General features: G+C 44.8%; 12 protein-coding genes. 7 read left to right on the top strand and 5 right to left on the bottom strand.

Annotated elements, in window-relative coordinates:
* The first annotated feature begins 12 nt into the window (after positions 1-12).
* The 3 genes from panB to DYADSP32_RS18540 all read left to right on the top strand — a co-directional run bounded on the left by panB (position 13) and on the right by DYADSP32_RS18540 (position 1,954).
* Positions 13-831: a 3-methyl-2-oxobutanoate hydroxymethyltransferase gene (panB, locus tag DYADSP32_RS18550; RefSeq protein ID WP_149241355.1), complete on the top strand. Its 819-nt coding sequence runs from the start codon at positions 13-15 to the stop codon at positions 829-831.
* 63 nt (positions 832-894) lie between these two features.
* On the top strand, positions 895-1,626 hold the full coding sequence (locus tag DYADSP32_RS18545) for an RluA family pseudouridine synthase (protein WP_149241356.1): 732 nt from the start codon (positions 895-897) through the stop codon (positions 1,624-1,626).
* Between the two features lie 7 nt (positions 1,627-1,633).
* On the top strand, positions 1,634-1,954 hold the full coding sequence (locus DYADSP32_RS18540) for a DUF6787 family protein (RefSeq protein ID WP_149241357.1): 321 nt from the start codon (positions 1,634-1,636) through the stop codon (positions 1,952-1,954).
* A gap of 61 nt (positions 1,955-2,015) precedes the next feature.
* On the opposite strand, the gene DYADSP32_RS18535 is transcribed toward DYADSP32_RS18540, so the two are convergent.
* Both DYADSP32_RS18535 and DYADSP32_RS18530 read right to left on the bottom strand, forming a co-directional pair.
* A complete protein-coding gene (locus tag DYADSP32_RS18535) occupies positions 2,016-3,455 on the bottom strand; it encodes a DUF5723 family protein (protein ID WP_414617891.1) in 1,440 nt (479 codons plus the stop codon).
* Between the two features lie 43 nt (positions 3,456-3,498).
* Positions 3,499-5,403 (bottom strand): ATP-dependent DNA helicase RecQ, encoded by a 1,905-nt coding sequence (locus DYADSP32_RS18530; protein ID WP_149241358.1) that lies wholly within the window; start codon positions 5,401-5,403, stop codon positions 3,499-3,501.
* Between the two features lie 149 nt (positions 5,404-5,552).
* Between DYADSP32_RS18530 and DYADSP32_RS18525 the strand changes: the two genes are divergently transcribed.
* Together DYADSP32_RS18525 and tnpA are read left to right on the top strand one after the other, a co-directional pair.
* On the top strand, positions 5,553-6,827 hold the full coding sequence (locus DYADSP32_RS18525) for a D-alanyl-D-alanine carboxypeptidase (protein ID WP_149241359.1): 1,275 nt from the start codon (positions 5,553-5,555) through the stop codon (positions 6,825-6,827).
* 90 nt (positions 6,828-6,917) lie between these two features.
* On the top strand, positions 6,918-7,310 hold the full coding sequence (gene tnpA, locus DYADSP32_RS18520; protein WP_414617890.1) for an IS200/IS605 family transposase: 393 nt from the start codon (positions 6,918-6,920) through the stop codon (positions 7,308-7,310).
* 969 nt (positions 7,311-8,279) lie between these two features.
* Here tnpA and DYADSP32_RS18515 read toward each other — a convergent pair.
* Positions 8,280-9,302: a hypothetical protein gene (locus tag DYADSP32_RS18515; protein WP_149241360.1), complete on the bottom strand. Its 1,023-nt coding sequence runs from the start codon at positions 9,300-9,302 to the stop codon at positions 8,280-8,282.
* Between the two features lie 96 nt (positions 9,303-9,398).
* Here DYADSP32_RS18515 and fcl point away from each other — a divergent pair, with 96 nt between their 5' ends.
* The gene (fcl, locus tag DYADSP32_RS18510; protein ID WP_149241361.1) at positions 9,399-10,340 is read left to right on the top strand and encodes a GDP-L-fucose synthase; all 942 of its coding nucleotides are present in this window, start codon (positions 9,399-9,401) and stop codon (positions 10,338-10,340) included.
* A 183-nt stretch (positions 10,341-10,523) separates the two neighbouring features.
* The gene (locus DYADSP32_RS18505) at positions 10,524-10,997 is read left to right on the top strand and encodes an Lrp/AsnC family transcriptional regulator (RefSeq protein ID WP_149241362.1); all 474 of its coding nucleotides are present in this window, start codon (positions 10,524-10,526) and stop codon (positions 10,995-10,997) included.
* A 161-nt stretch (positions 10,998-11,158) separates the two neighbouring features.
* Here DYADSP32_RS18505 and DYADSP32_RS18500 read toward each other — a convergent pair whose 3' ends face one another.
* Positions 11,159-12,655, bottom strand: coding sequence for a DUF4301 family protein (locus tag DYADSP32_RS18500; RefSeq protein ID WP_149241363.1), 1,497 nt, complete (start codon positions 12,653-12,655; stop codon positions 11,159-11,161).
* A gap of 133 nt (positions 12,656-12,788) precedes the next feature.
* Positions 12,789-15,092, bottom strand: coding sequence for a UvrD-helicase domain-containing protein (locus DYADSP32_RS18495; protein ID WP_149241364.1), 2,304 nt, complete (start codon positions 15,090-15,092; stop codon positions 12,789-12,791).
* Positions 15,093-15,258: the final 166 nt, after the last annotated feature.

The raw sequence follows: 15,258 nt of genomic DNA, 5'->3' as shown, positions 1-15,258 counted from the left end.
AATCATTACACCATGTCCGTACATTCTCCTGATATCAAGCGCGTTACCACCCACATCATTCAGGAAATGAAAATGCGTGGTGAAAAAATATCCTGCCTAACCGCTTACGACTATTCGATGGCCGGCATTGTAGACGCTGCCGGTGTAGAGCTGATACTGGTTGGCGATTCGGCCTCCAATGTGATGGCTGGGCATGAAACCACCCTACCCATCACGATCGATCAGATGATCTACCATGCCGTGTCGGTAGTGAGGGCTGTAAAACGAGCGTTGGTCGTGGTAGACCTGCCGTTCGGGTCCTATCAGGGAAACTCGGAAGAAGCGCTCCGTTCGGCCATCAGGATCATGAAAGAATCCGGAGCGCATGCGGTAAAACTCGAGGGAGGTCTGGAAATAAAAGAATCAGTGACCAGGATATTAAGTGCCGGCGTTCCCGTCATGGGGCATTTGGGACTTACACCTCAGTCTATTTACAAGTTTGGAACATACACCGTACGTGCCAAGGAAGAATCCGAAGCCCAGAAGCTACTGGAAGATGCCAAAATGCTGGAGGAAGTAGGATGCTTCGCTGTGGTTTTGGAAAAAATCCCTTCCGCACTTACCAAACAGGTTTCGGAAAGTATAAGCATTCCTACGGTAGGTATTGGGGCGGGTCCGCACGCCGACGGACAGATATTGGTGTTGCATGATCTGCTCGGCATTAACAAGGCTTTCAAACCCCGGTTTCTGCGCAGGTATGCCGATTTGAATGGCATCATGACCGATGCAATATCAAACTATATTCAGGATGTAAAAAGCAAATCTTTCCCGAACGAGAAAGAATCCTATTAAAATTTACGCCTTCCAATCCATGACGAACGGCATAGATGTGTTCGGCGTGTAATTAAAAATCAAATGGCTAAGAGACGATTTCAGGTTATATATGAAGACAATCACCTGCTGATTGTAAATAAAGAACCCGGCATTCTGGTGCAGGGAGATGCCACCGGGGACAAGTGTCTGCTGGATATGCTGAAGGATTATATCAAAGAAGAATACGATAAACCAGGTGCTGTCTTTCTGGGTACCGTACATCGTCTGGACCGTCCGGTAAGTGGCCTTGTAGTGTTTGCAAGAACGTCGAAAGCGCTTGAGCGAATGAACGAAATATTCCGGAAGCGGGATGTTCAAAAAACGTACTGGGCAGTAGTAAGACATCGCCCTGCCGAAAAAAAAGGGAGACTTGTCCATTGGCTTTTGAAAGACGAAAGGCGCAACGTAACCACAGCATACGATTACGAAGTGCCGGGCTCACAACGCGCGGAGCTCTTTTATCGCGTTTTAGGAGAGATCAACAAATTTCATCTGCTGGAAGTAACACCTATCACAGGTCGTCCGCATCAGATACGCGTGCAACTTGCCTCCATGAACTGCCCCATACGTGGTGATGTAAAATACGGTTTTCCAAAAGCAAATCCCGACGGAAATATCAACCTGCACGCGCGTCGCCTATACTTTGAACACCCCGTAAAAAAGGAACCTATGATCCTGAGGGCCGGCCTGCCCAATGATCCTTTCTGGGAGGAATTTCTGGTACTGGACGATGAAGAAGTAAAGCCGGAAAACCTTGGGTTCCTGCACGAGTGATAATCTTATGATGGAAAAGCTAAAACAACGCTGGAATATAAAAAACGGATGGGACGTCGTGGTCATTCTGCTTGTTTTCGCCTGCACCGGTTTTTCAATACTGTATATCAAAAGGGCACTTTTTGAATTGGTGGGTTTGGACGACACCAAAGCAGCCTGGATCCGCTGGACGGTAAACATCATTGTCATTTTGCCTCTTTACCAGGTGGTATTGCTTGCCTGGGGATGGATCTGGGGGAAGTTTGCCTTCTTTTGGGAATTTGAAAAAAGAATGTTCGGGCGGATTGGAGGGATGTTCAGGGGAAATAAGGCACAATCTGATCGTTAGAAACTGAATGATTTCAGATTTCTCTCTTCCACGGTCCAAAAAACGGACGCCGGGCACACAATTACTTTTTACCCGATTTGAAAAGTTTAGATTTTTTTGAATCCTTCAGTTTCCACGCCGACAGGCCCACATAGACCATGCTTCCTCCTGTCCTTTTCATTAATGCATTGAGGCTGCTGAATCCCAGAAAAACGGGCCCGAAATGGGCGACAAAACCAATGGATGCCTTTTTATTTCCTTCCATGAAGGTTATGGGAAAGGCAAAGTCCGAGTCCTCGTCCTCGAAGCGAGGTGTTATGGTAAATGTATTTGGCAGAAACACATCCATAGCTTCCCGTGCCGGTGTTTTAAAGCGTTTCGTCTGAGATACATTAAGGAAAAAGCCTTTTACAAGCTGGAAATCCGCCTCAAGATGCATCGCTTGCGGAAGACGCACATTTTGAGAAAAGGTAGTATCTGATTCTGCCGGGAATAGGCTCATAAAACCCTCCGGTCCCTGATCACTTATTTTTTCCAGGGCCGTTTGATTAATGATAGTCCGCACCTGACTTCCCTTTATCATCCGACTCCCATTTGTATTGTAGCCAATAGATCCGATGTCCGTCAGCGAGGCACTCAACCGCACCAAATATTCCGGACTCATATCATAAGCCTCTTTTCCCCTTCCCCAAAACGACCCGAGTTCGTAGCTGGCTCCAAGGTCATAGCCCCAGCCCGACCCGTACTGATCCGTATCGAACAGCTTGCCAGGTTTTCGTGGTTGAACCACCTGGCTGTAACCGCTTTCATAATTGATATTGTTTAAAACCAATTCGCTTGTTTCGGAGTTGACCGACCGAATATCAAAATTCTCTACGGAAGCTTTAAGATATCCTATCCTTGCTCCAAATACACGCTTAACAGTCGCACCTATTTTTAATTTATGCGACTCCGTATTCAAAAGCGCCACGCCGTAGGAAGCACTTGCCTCTGAGAAGCTTTGCTGAACAAGATTGAAATCTCCCCAATTTTGGTTCAAAACTGCCGGTGTGCTGCCCGTGTCTAGTCTCTTGAAGTACAGATTGCGTATTGGCTCTGCTAAGTTATGTCCCTGAACAAAACCACGGGTTCGAAATTGAAATGCCACACCATGGTTTTGTCCTAATGAAATCAGGACAGAGGGCCAACGAATTTCGCTCGCAAGATTTACAGCGTCACCTCCTGTAAGAGATCCCATTGTCCGTGACCTTCCGTATAACTCTTTGGTGGAATGGGGAGCAAGCTGTGGATACAAAAGTGAATTTTTCCCAATAAACCTAAAATAACGATGGTTAATGCTGCCACCAAGAGAACCCAGGTTGACCTGCCATTTGTAGCGCGAGGATCCAAGTACTGATGGATTGTAGGTTGCCCGGTAAAGGCCACCATAATTACTGTACTGCAAGCCTGGTATTTGTTGAGCCACTGCCATTTGGCCAATCATGATGCCCATTATGGCAAGAAGTCCTGTTCGTTTTTTCAAAAAATTTGTATTTAATTTCAAATCAATCCTAACCCTAAAACCCTTATTTCAAAGCAAGCTTTCCGGCCGAGTCATACGCAATATATTCCTGTTCCAGCAGAAGATGCAATGTTTGCAGCAATATCTGTTCCTTCACATCTTCAAAGGCATGTGCCAGGTCTCTGGGAAGCGCCGGCCCCAGGTTATGCAGATACGATAAAATTGCATTTGCCAATTCCTCACTAGGCCCGTCTTCCGTTTTTTTATTTTTCAAACAAATGTCACAAACGCCACAATTTGTCCCATCCATCTCATTGAAATATTCAAGCAAAAGAATGGTTCGGCAACGATTCACATTGGATGCGTATGCGACCACGGCACGGATCTTCCGTCTGTCTCGCTCTCTTCTTTTCTCAATCTCATAGACATTCAAAGGCAACAACTCTGCATCGTACCGAGGCGTCAGAAACGAAAGCTGCGGCTTGTCCCTTGCCGGTTCATAATCTACGATACCCCTTTCTTTGAGAAAATTGAGCTTCTGGATCACTTCCGCCACAGGTGCAAAATAAATCTGCCCGATCTCACTTTCCGAAATTTTAACATATTCAGAGAAGAGCTCTCCTCCATAATTGCGTAAGATCACTTTGATAAACGAATCAAACTCGGGATAGCGTATCTGGTAATCGTATAGCTGCCGATTATCTACCAAAAAATGGAGCCTGGATGGGTCATTGAAGTTTTCGCTCAGATGGATAAATCCTTCCTCCTCCAAAAGCTTGAGTGCGTAATGCGTTTCATTCACCACTAGCCCGAAAATTCCTGCAAAATCCTGAATATCAAAGCTAAACCCCGACAGTTCTTCTGCCCCTACTGCTATTTTAAAATAATTGGCCAGCGATTGGTAAACCCTTCTCAGCATCTGCATAGGCGGGTATTTTCGCTCCACGTTCTCGGCCAGTTCTTCCAGATCAATCGCATTGAAGAGCGCCACTGCGTACGCTTTTTTTTCGTCCCGTCCCGCTCTTCCCGCTTCCTGGTAGTAGGCTTCCAATGTAGCCGGCAGATCGTAATGAATAACCGAACGAACATCAGGCTTGTCGATACCCATCCCAAACGCGTTCGTCGCTACCACCACCCTCACCTGATTTCGGATCCAGCTGGTCTGGCGATCGGCTCTATCCTTAAACGGCAAACCTGCATGATAAGCCAACGCTCGCACGCCCTGTCGATTGAGCCAGTCGGCCAGCTCCTTGGTTCGTTTTCTGGTTCGAACATAGACGATACCAGTTCCCGGTACGTTTTTTAGGATCTGAAGTAATTTTCGTTCCTTGTTTTCTTCCTTAAAACTCGAGTATGAAAGATTGGCACGTGCGAAGGATTGCAAAAAAACCTTAGGGTTTCGCATCTCCAGCTTATCCATGATGTCCGCCTGTACCTCTTCGGTGGCCGTAGCGGTAAGCGCCATCACCGGTACACGGGATATGAGTTTCCTGAAATCGGAAATAAGCAGATAGGCTGGGCGAAAATCATAACCCCAGGCAGATATGCAATGCGCCTCGTCGACAGCCAGCAAACAGATGTTCATTTGCTTGGCCCGCGCAATCATAATATCCGTCCTCAACCGCTCCGGAGAGACATACAGGAATTTGGTATGTCCGTGAATACAGTTGTCCAACGTAATATCAATTTCATGACGGTTCATACCCGAATGAATGGCAGCTGCAGACACATCGCGCTTTTTCAGCTGTTCAACCTGATCTTTCATCAGCGCAATGAGTGGTGTCACCACAATGCATACGCCATCCATAGCCAGAACAGGCACCTGAAAGCAAACCGATTTGCCCCCACCTGTCGGCAGAAGCACAAGTGTATCGTCGCCATTGAGTACAGCACGTATGGCCTCTTCCTGAACGGGGCGAAAGGTATCATGTCCCCAGTATTGTTTCAGAATGGATTGCAGCGCATTCATTGTTTAATTAAATTGGGGATATAAAATACAAAGTAACAAATTCAACCTGTGGATACGGAAAGAAAAATTGCTTCAATCAAAAGAACAAGCGCTATATCATCGTTTTGAATCGAAACTGTTAACTTTACTGCTGTTATTAACCCCTGTCTATGCGCACGCTTTTCTTCATTGTCAGTGTTTTACTGTTGTCTGGCTGTTCTGTTTCTCACTATCTCAATCGGGAAATAAAAAATTCTGCTGTACTGAGCCAGCAGCACACCGGAGTTTCTATCAAAAACCTCAATGAACCCAAATCGCTTGCTTCCTATCAGGATCACAAATATTTTAATCCGGCGTCAAACACCAAACTTTTCAGTTTATATGCCGGGCTTTCTGCATTGGGTGACTCCATTCCGGGTCTGCAGTACCTGGAATGGGGAGAATTGCTGCTCATACGTGGTACCGGCGATCCCTCGCTACTACACCCGGATCTACCCCACAGCAAGGTATTTGATTTTTTGAAAAGTAGAAAGGAACAAATATTCTTTACTCCTGTAAATTTTGAAGACAAAGCATTTGGCCCAGGATGGGCATGGAGTGACTACAATGACGAGTATCAGCCCGAACGCTCACCCCTGCCCGTTTATGGAAATATTGTAAGATTTACAGGGAAATCTGGCCATACGCTTGAGGCAAAACCCCGTATCTGGCAAAAATTCCTTTTGCCAGATACCACACTTACAGGTATTCAACGCGAACAGGGAGAGAATATATTCCATCATTCCCGGCATCCCCTTCCTGAAAATTTAATTCAGGATGTCCCCTTTCGCACCTCTGACGCACTCACCATCCACCTGCTGAGTGATACACTCAAGAAGGAAATTAAACTGATTTCCATTCCACTCACCATTGAATTGCAGACGGTATATAGTATACCGTCCGACTCCCTGTACACGCGCATGATGCAGGTCAGCGACAATATGCTTGCAGAACAACTGATGCTCCTCTATGCATCGACCAACGGTTTACCCCTTAATTCAGAAAAAGCCATCGCACATGCCACGGAAAAATACATGAGTGATTTACCCGATCCTCTTATCTGGAAGGACGGCTCTGGTCTCAGTCGTTATAATCTGTTCACACCGAGAACCATCGTGGCATTATTGCAGAAAATTTACGACAAGGTGCCACGGGAACGGTTATTCCATATTATGCCCAATGGAGGAAGTACAGGAACTTTACGTAACACGTTCAAGGGTGAAAAACCTTTCATTTTTGCCAAAACAGGGAGTTTTAGCAACAATTATAATCTAAGTGGCTATTTGATAACCAAAAAAGGTAAGACCTTGTTATTCAGTTTTATGAACAATAACTTCACAAGACCTTCCTCCGAAGTGAGAAAGGAAGTGGAACGCATCCTGACCGGAATACACAACAAGTACTGATCAAGCCAGGGGAACTGAAAGAGTTACCAACTATTTACTCAACACGAAAATATGAAAGGCTCTAAGGTAGACAACTTAAAGCTTCAAATAATGAGTACATACAAACAGATCTATTATCAAATCGTATTTGGGACGAAGTATCGTCAGCCTGCTATCAACGAGGAGCATTGCGAAGAGCTGTACAAATACATTTGGGGAATTATAAAAAACGATCGCTGCAAGCTATATCGCATCAATGGCACAAGCGATCATCTTCACGTTTTTTCCGATCTTCACCCTTCCATTTGCCTTGCCGACTTCATCAAAAATATCAAGGTTGCCAGTAGCCTTTGGATGAAGGAAAGTGGGAAATTTCCTGACTTTAATGGCTGGCAAGGTGGTTATGGTGCCTTTACCTATAATATCCGGGAAAGAGATATGATTATCAATTATGTCAAAAACCAAAAGGGGCATCATAAAAAGAAACGTTTTATGATGAGTTAAAAAGGTTGCTGATTGAAAACGGTATCGAATTCGATGAGAAGTATTTATTGTGATTGCGTTCAACCCCTCGGGGGTTGCTCCTACGCTTTCCATGCGGATCTCCACCGGTTGCACCGGTGGTTATGAACAGTTAAGCCCTTCGGGCTTTACACCCTAATCAGAATAACTCCCCCAAATATGGCTGCACCAATTATCTATGTGACCGAACATGTCTGCAAATCACAGCTTCACTAAACCCCGAAGGGGCTAAATGTCAATTGCCTCGGGTGAAACCCGGGGATAAGAAAGCCACATCATTATTTCCCAACCCTGACAGGGTTGAACATTTACAGCTCAAAAGGGAGATTTGGAGTCTAAAAATAATAGGTTCAACCCCTCCGGAGTTACTCTTATACTTTCCATCCGGATCTCGTCCGGTTGCACCGGTGGTTATGAACAGTTAAGCCCTTCGGGCTTTAATACCCTAATCAGAATAATGCCCCTAAATATGGCTGACACTATCTATGTGCTCAAAATGAAGGTAAAAATAGCCGCTCCACTAAACTCCGAAGGGGTTAACTCTCACATGCCCCGCCGTGAAACCCGGGGATAAAGAGGCGCATCATTATTCCCAACCCTGAAAGGGTTGAACATTAACAGCGCAAAAGGGAGATTGGGAGTCTAAAAATAATAGGTTCAACCCCTCCAGAGTTACTCTTATACCTTCCATCCGGATCTCCTTCGGTTGCACCGGTGGTTATGGACAGTTTAGCCCTTCGGGCTTTACCCCTAATCAGACTAACTCCCCCAAATATGGCTGCACCAATTATCTATGTGACCGAACATGTCCGCAAATCACAGCTTCAACAAACCCCGAAGGGGTTAAATGTTCATTGCCTCGGGTGAAACCCGGGGATAAAATAGGCGCACCATTATTTCCAACCCTGACAGGGTTGAACATTTACAGCGTAATGAATCTAACCATTTTTGTTAGTTTTCAGCTTCCTCTTCTTCCACTGATGCACGCGGATCTTTTGTATAGTCATAAAGCAATTTCCCCTTATCGTCCCACTCACGAAGCACAAATGGCTCAAAATCCTCTTCCCAGCTATCCTTCGGGTACTGAATCTCCTTTTTCTTCAAGCGACGAAATTGATAATATTCTACCCAACGACCCACTTTTTTCCCGTCAGCATATTTGCCGCTGGCCATCAACTGACCCTCATCATAAAATTTCAAAAACTCCCCCTGAATGTTGCCATACACAACCGGAACAACTTCTTTAATTTTCAAGTGCGTTGAATCATAATAAGTTATCCGGGATTCCGACGGAAACCCTCTATACCATGTTACCTTGTCCAACAAATTGTATTTGGTATCGTACCTTGCCCATCGCCCGTCCTTCACGCCCATGTAGTAAAAGCCCTCCTCTATCAGATTTTCTCCGACATATTTTTTATAGGATCCATGAAGCGGTAAAGCCATGGTTTTATCTTTGATCAGTGAAGAACTCAGCTTTCTGGTTTTCTTATCGTACCATCTTAATTCCGTCGGGCGTACATAATCACTTATGGGCTTATATTCCTTCAATACGTGGAAATACTCAATGGTTGCCCGATCACCACTCCCAAATTTCACCTCCATATTCTGCATGGGAATGCCCTGATATTGAACCTTGGCAAGTTTTGCCTTTTCCTTTTTACGCTTGCGTTCGCCCTTCTGGTTTTTGTATTCTTTTACACGAAGCCCCAGATCGGGAATGGTTTCACCAAAAAGTGTCGAAATCGTGGTTGATTTTCCTTTGCCGCCAGGCAGCGAAGCGCCTACCACAGGGTCTAGCCCAGAAACAAAGGACTTTAAGTCTTTGGCGCCAGCTTTGGGTGCATTGGAAGTATCTTTTTGGGCAGTCGGTAACCAGCCTGGCTGGGCCGTTTCTGTGGAATTGACCTGTGCCACTACCCTTTCAAAAGTGAGGATTGAAATGAAAAAGCAGATCAGAATAACTCTTCGCATGTTTTTTGAATTTTTCTTAAGCGCAAGTTTGTTACTTTTGTAACGAATTGATCTCGACGTTATTGATACTTGAACCTACAAATTTATTAAAACACATTGGAAAAAAGCGCTAAAATTTACATTGCCGGACACAGAGGCATGGTCGGCTCCGCTATTCATCGCAAGCTGGTTCAGGAAGGCTTCGACAATTTTGTTTTTCGTACCTCTTCAGAGCTTGATTTAAGAGAACAGGCCGATGTAAGAGCATTTTTTGCAACCGAACGTCCCGAATATGTTTTTCTTGCTGCCGCCAAAGTGGGAGGTATCATGGCCAACAATATTTATCGTGCCGAATTTTTGTACGAAAACTTACAGATTCAAAACAATATTATAGACAGCGCCTATCGTAATGATGTAAAAAAACTGCTTTTTCTGGGTTCATCATGTATCTACCCCAAACTTGCACCACAGCCATTGCAAGAGGACTCGTTGCTCACTGGCACCCTCGAGCCGACCAATGAGCCTTATGCCATCGCCAAAATCGCGGGAATAAAAATGTGTGAAGCTTACAGAAGTCAGTATGGCTGCGATTTTATTTCTGTTATGCCTACCAATCTTTACGGGCCCAACGACAACTACGACCTCAACAAATCTCACGTTTTGCCGGCCATGATCCGCAAGTTTCATGAAGCCAAGGAAGATAATAAGCCTTTTGTTGAATTGTGGGGGACGGGGTCACCTTTAAGAGAATTTCTTCATGCCGATGACCTCGCTGATGCTTGTTATTTTCTGATGCAGAATTACAGTGAGGCCGGATTTCTCAATATTGGTGTGGGTACGGATGTAACGATCAAAGCTTTGGCTGAGCTTATCCGCGGCGTAGTGGGCTACGAAGGGGATATACAGTGGAATACCGAAAAACCTGATGGCACCCCTCGCAAGTTGATGGATGTTAGTAAACTGCACGGCCTTGGCTGGAAACACAAAACCGAGCTGGCCGATGGAATCCGGGTTACTTATCAGGATTTTCTGAATAAAATTGCAACCTACGCCGTATAAACCTATTGATATTAATGGGTTACAAGTACTAAAAACCTAATAATACAACACTAAATTGACATTTCGCCTACGATAATTCTTTTTTTTGACAAATTTCCCGTAGATTATTAAGAGAATCTTCGTGAAACTAATTAGTTTTGCAACGCTCTTAGGGGCACTCTACTATAAACATGTCACAAAAAAATGTCGTCGATCATAAAGTTAGACCAGATAGACCGTAAGGTACTGGAGATTTTACAAACCAATGCCAAAATAACTAACGCACAGCTATCCAAGGAAATAGGACTTTCGCCAGCACCTACGCTGGAAAGAGTAAAAAAACTTGAACAATCAGGGATCATCAAAAGCTACCATGCACAGCTTGAGCCCGACAAAGTAGGTTTAGGAGTTAGTACATTTGTTCAGATATCCCTTGTGGGACATAGAAAAGCAGTTACCGAATCATTTGTAGAGAAAGTACATGCTATACCGGAGATTATTGAATGCCATCATATCACGGGCACGGGAGATTTTCTTTTACGGGTTATTTCAAAAGACATCAGCACTTACCAAAAACTGATGCTTGAAAAGATTAATGAAATTGAAGAAGTTGCCAGCACACAAACGATGGTAATACTTTCGACTTTCAAAGAAACAAAGGTAATGCCCATTCCCTGAGAGTAACATTTGGTAAAAACACAAAAGGTCGGAATCCGCAACGGATTCCGACCTTTTTCATTCCTTGCTAACTTCACTTTTTATACAAAGCCTCTCTGTAAAGAAAGCAGGCGATTATACTTACAGCAGCCCTTGAGCTAAGAGCCATAAGCCGACGGCTATTACTGATGCTGTTCGCGTAACAAATCATTCACCGTTTTTACCGGATTAAATGTAATTAAAGGTACTTCCACGAAAATTGTGTTCCAGTCAGCCATCGCACCATTCCATAATCCCGGGAGTTCCTGTGCTTTTAGCTCCTTCCCGTCTTTAGATTTTCCGGTAATAAAGCCCGTCAGCGGATCTCTGAACTTTTTCAGATCATACAATTCTCCTTCACTGTTCTTCACAGCACATACCAGATCCACCGGGTTGAAGTGTGTTGAATCTTTGAAAAGTTTATTTTGCTCCGCATCATCCACGTCCACTTGCGCCGACTCTACAACCTGTAATGATGACGACCCATCCGCATTCTCAGCCCAAAACGGCCCCCCACCGGGTTCTCCCTGGTTTTTTACCATTCCACAGGCACGCAATGGCCTATCTAGTTTTCGCAGAAAATATTCCGTCTTTTCGGAGTCGCTCCAGCTGGCAAATGCTGCAGGCGGAACTACACTCAGTTCATTCCGGAAAAATGTGTCCAACTGCGCCAGCAACCCGGAATCGGTGGAGCCTGCCAGCTGTTTCAGGTAATCAAAAATACGTTTCTGATAATTCAGAACGACCCCGGCCAGTGCTTTTTTGTATGTGATGGTTTCATCCTTAAACCGGTCAGGTACAACATTATCAATGTTTTTAATAAAAATAATATCTGCATCAAGCTGCCCCAGGTTTTCAAGCAAGGCACCATGTCCGGCAGGGCGAAACAGCAAACTGCCATCTGCCTCACGAAAAGGCGTATTGTCCAGATTCACCGCAATGGTATCTGTAGATTTCTGCTGTTCGGAGAAGGATACAAAATATTTCACGCCGAATCTGCTTTGATAAGTTGGCAAAACCTCAACGACCAGCTTTTCAAATTTGTCCCGGTGTTCGGGAGATACGGTAAAGTGAATTTGTACATTACCTCCTGCATTCGCATATTTTGCACCTTCTACAAGATGCTCCTCCAGAGGTGTTCGCGAGCGTTCGGCATAATTATGGAATTTGAGCAACCCTTTTGGCAGTTCACCATAACCCAGTCCTTTATTGGTAAGATAATAGGAAACGATCGTTTTCTCGTCTGCACTTGAAATATCATGACCATCCGCAGCGAGTGAGGCCTTAAGGTCTTCATAAAAAGCAAACTCGGGTAGCCTTGTAAAAAACTCTTCAACTGATTTGTCTTTTTTATCATCCTGTAAAAATCCGAATAAGGACTTAAACATACGGGTCGCAGCACCCGATGCGGGTACAAATTTCAACAACGCTACTTCTCCTTCAGAAGCACGTTTGTCAAACGCTGCAACCACCTCTGCAATTTCACTATCGGAAAGGCTGAGAATTCCATCACCAACGGTAGCAGCTTTGGAGAGCTGCAAAAAGGGGAAGCCATCTACGAAATATTTTACCTGCTCTTCCACTACGGCGAGATCACTTCCCCGCTGACTTATTTGTGTAACGTCTTCATCAATGAACATAGATTATTTTTGTTTAAATTAAAAAAGATACACAGCCCCAGAAGCGTTGTACTTAAACAAGGGTTCTATGGCTGCATGAGGAATCTATTTACGTAAAGCTTGTAACGATCTCACTATAACTACAAGAACGATATTATTTTACTATACGAAGCTTCGCAAAACTCAATAAAAGTGTCTTTTCACCAACTTTATCAAACTTTACAGTAGCTTTCCGGTCGCTTCCGTTTACATCCATTTTGGTCACAATTCCAAAGCCGAACTTCATATGCTCTACCTTTTCGCCTTCCAGTAATTGGCTGGTATCGCTTGCAACAAAATCGGTCGATGGTGAGTGAACGCTGCTGGCTGCGGGGATTGCCCTTGGCTCAACCGGTTTACGCGGACTTAAATTTTTGACAAACGACATCGGCGAATTTGCCGCCTCGCGGTCCCGCCCACGCTGCATGGAATCCGAAATATTCAGATAGCGGGGATCAACTTCCAGTAAAAACCTGCTTGGCTCACACATCTTCAATCGTCCCCATTGATAGCGGCTTTCGGCATAGGAAAAGGAAAGCTTCTGTTCGGCTCGGGTAATCGCCACGTAGAATAACCGACGTTCCTCTTCCAGATCCTGCCGGCTTTCAAGCATCATCTGGCTTGGAAAAAGATCTTCTTCCAGACCCACGATGAACACGTTTCTGAATTCCAACCCCTTGGCCGAGTGGATGGTCATCATGGTCACACGATCATGATCCTCATTATCATCGGGTTCGTCGGCATTGGTAAGCAGCGAAACCGATTGTAAAAAAGCACTCAGCGACTTGTCCTCCGCGTCGGGATTGTCTACAAATTCTTTAATCCCGTTGAGCAGCTCCTGTACGTTTTCGTAACGAGAAAGCCCTTCTACGGTTTTGTCTTCGTACAATTCTTTGAGCAGACCGGATGCTTTGGCAATGTGTGAAGCTATTTCATAGGCGTCCTTGTCCTGTTCCAACAGGATTTTAAAGCTTTTGATCACAGTACCGAACTGCTCAATGCCGGCTGTGGTACGCCCGGTGGCGAAGTTCCCGATATTGGCAACCACATCCCACACAGCCACGTTGTTTTCGGCGGCGGTAACGGTGATCCTGGCAATGGAAGTATCTCCGATTCCCCGTTTAGGAAGGTTAATGATCCGTTTGAATGCCTCTTCATCGCGTTGGTTTACGGTAAATCGCAGGTAACCAAGAAGATCCTTGATTTCCTTCCTTTGATAAAACGATTGTCCGCCAATGATCCGGTACTTGATACCCAGCTTCCGCAATGCTTCCTCAAATGATCTCGACTGGGCATTGGTACGATACAAAATGGCAAAATTTTCGTTGCGCAACGCTTTCTGCATCTTTTCTTCAAAAATGGCCGTGGCCACCAGCCTGCCCTCTTCATTATCCGATCCCGCCTTGATCACGTCGATCAGCGCGCCTTCCTCGTTGGCTGTAAACGTCTTTTTATCCAGCTGGGATTTGTTTCGTGCAATCACCGAATTGGCTGCATTCACAATGTTGCTCGTAGACCTGTAATTCTGCTCCAGTTTGATTGTGGCCACATCCGGAAAGTCCTTCGAGAAGTTCAGGATATTCTCAATGTTGGCTCCACGAAAAGCGTAAATACTCTGTGCATCATCGCCCACCACCACAATGTTTCGGTGGACGGCAGATAATTTGCGCGTGATCAGATACTGTGAAACGTTGGTATCCTGAAACTCATCCACCATCACATGCTGAAATTTGTGCTGGTACTTATACAATACATCCGGAAAATCTCGGAAAAGAATATTGGTATTGTAAAGCAGATCATCGAAATCCATGGCATTGGCCTGGAAGCAGCGCGTAACATATATTTTGTACAGCCGTCCCATTTCCTTCATTTTGGCCGCCTCATCGTCCTGCTGAATGATCGCATTATTCTGGTACTCTTCGGCGGAGACGAGCCTGTTTTTCGCTCCTGAAATCCGATTGAACACCACATTGGCCTTATAAATTTTATCATCCAGGTTGAGTTCCTTAATAATACTTCGAAGCAAGGATTTGGAATCGTCGGTATCGTAAATGGAAAAGTCGCTCGTATAACCCAAATATCTTGCCTCAATTCTCAATATTTTGGCAAATACGGAGTGGAAGGTCCCCATCCAGATATTCCTGGCCTCCATGCCCACAGCGCCTTCGATACGCTGACGCATTTCACCGGAAGCTTTATTGGTAAATGTGAGGGATAATATGCGAAACGGATCTACTCCGTTTTCTATTAAATGTGCAATCCTATAGGTTAATACACGCGTTTTTCCCGAACCTGCCCCAGCAATAATCATCAACGGACCATTCCCGTAAAGTACGGCATCTCGCTGTGGGTCATTTAAGGTTGACAAATATTCCTGCTGACTCAACCGCTCCGCTTTCTTGTTTTCTGTCGACTTCATTCTTATAAGGTAAAAGCCAAAGTTAGGAAAAACCGTTAAAAGCATTCCGTTACATAACAATATGATGCAGGGATGTTTGTTATTTTGCAAAAAATATTCATAGCTGTTAGCTTTAAGTGATTAGCGACAAGTATGTCTGGAGCCAAAACTTTGTAAATCCATTTGT

The organism is Dyadobacter sp. 32, assembly GCF_902506755.1.
In the GTDB taxonomy this organism is placed as follows: domain Bacteria; phylum Bacteroidota; class Bacteroidia; order Cytophagales; family Spirosomataceae; genus Dyadobacter.
The sequence above is the reverse complement of the archived record's forward strand: the minus strand, read 5'-3'. Positions and strand labels throughout refer to the sequence as shown.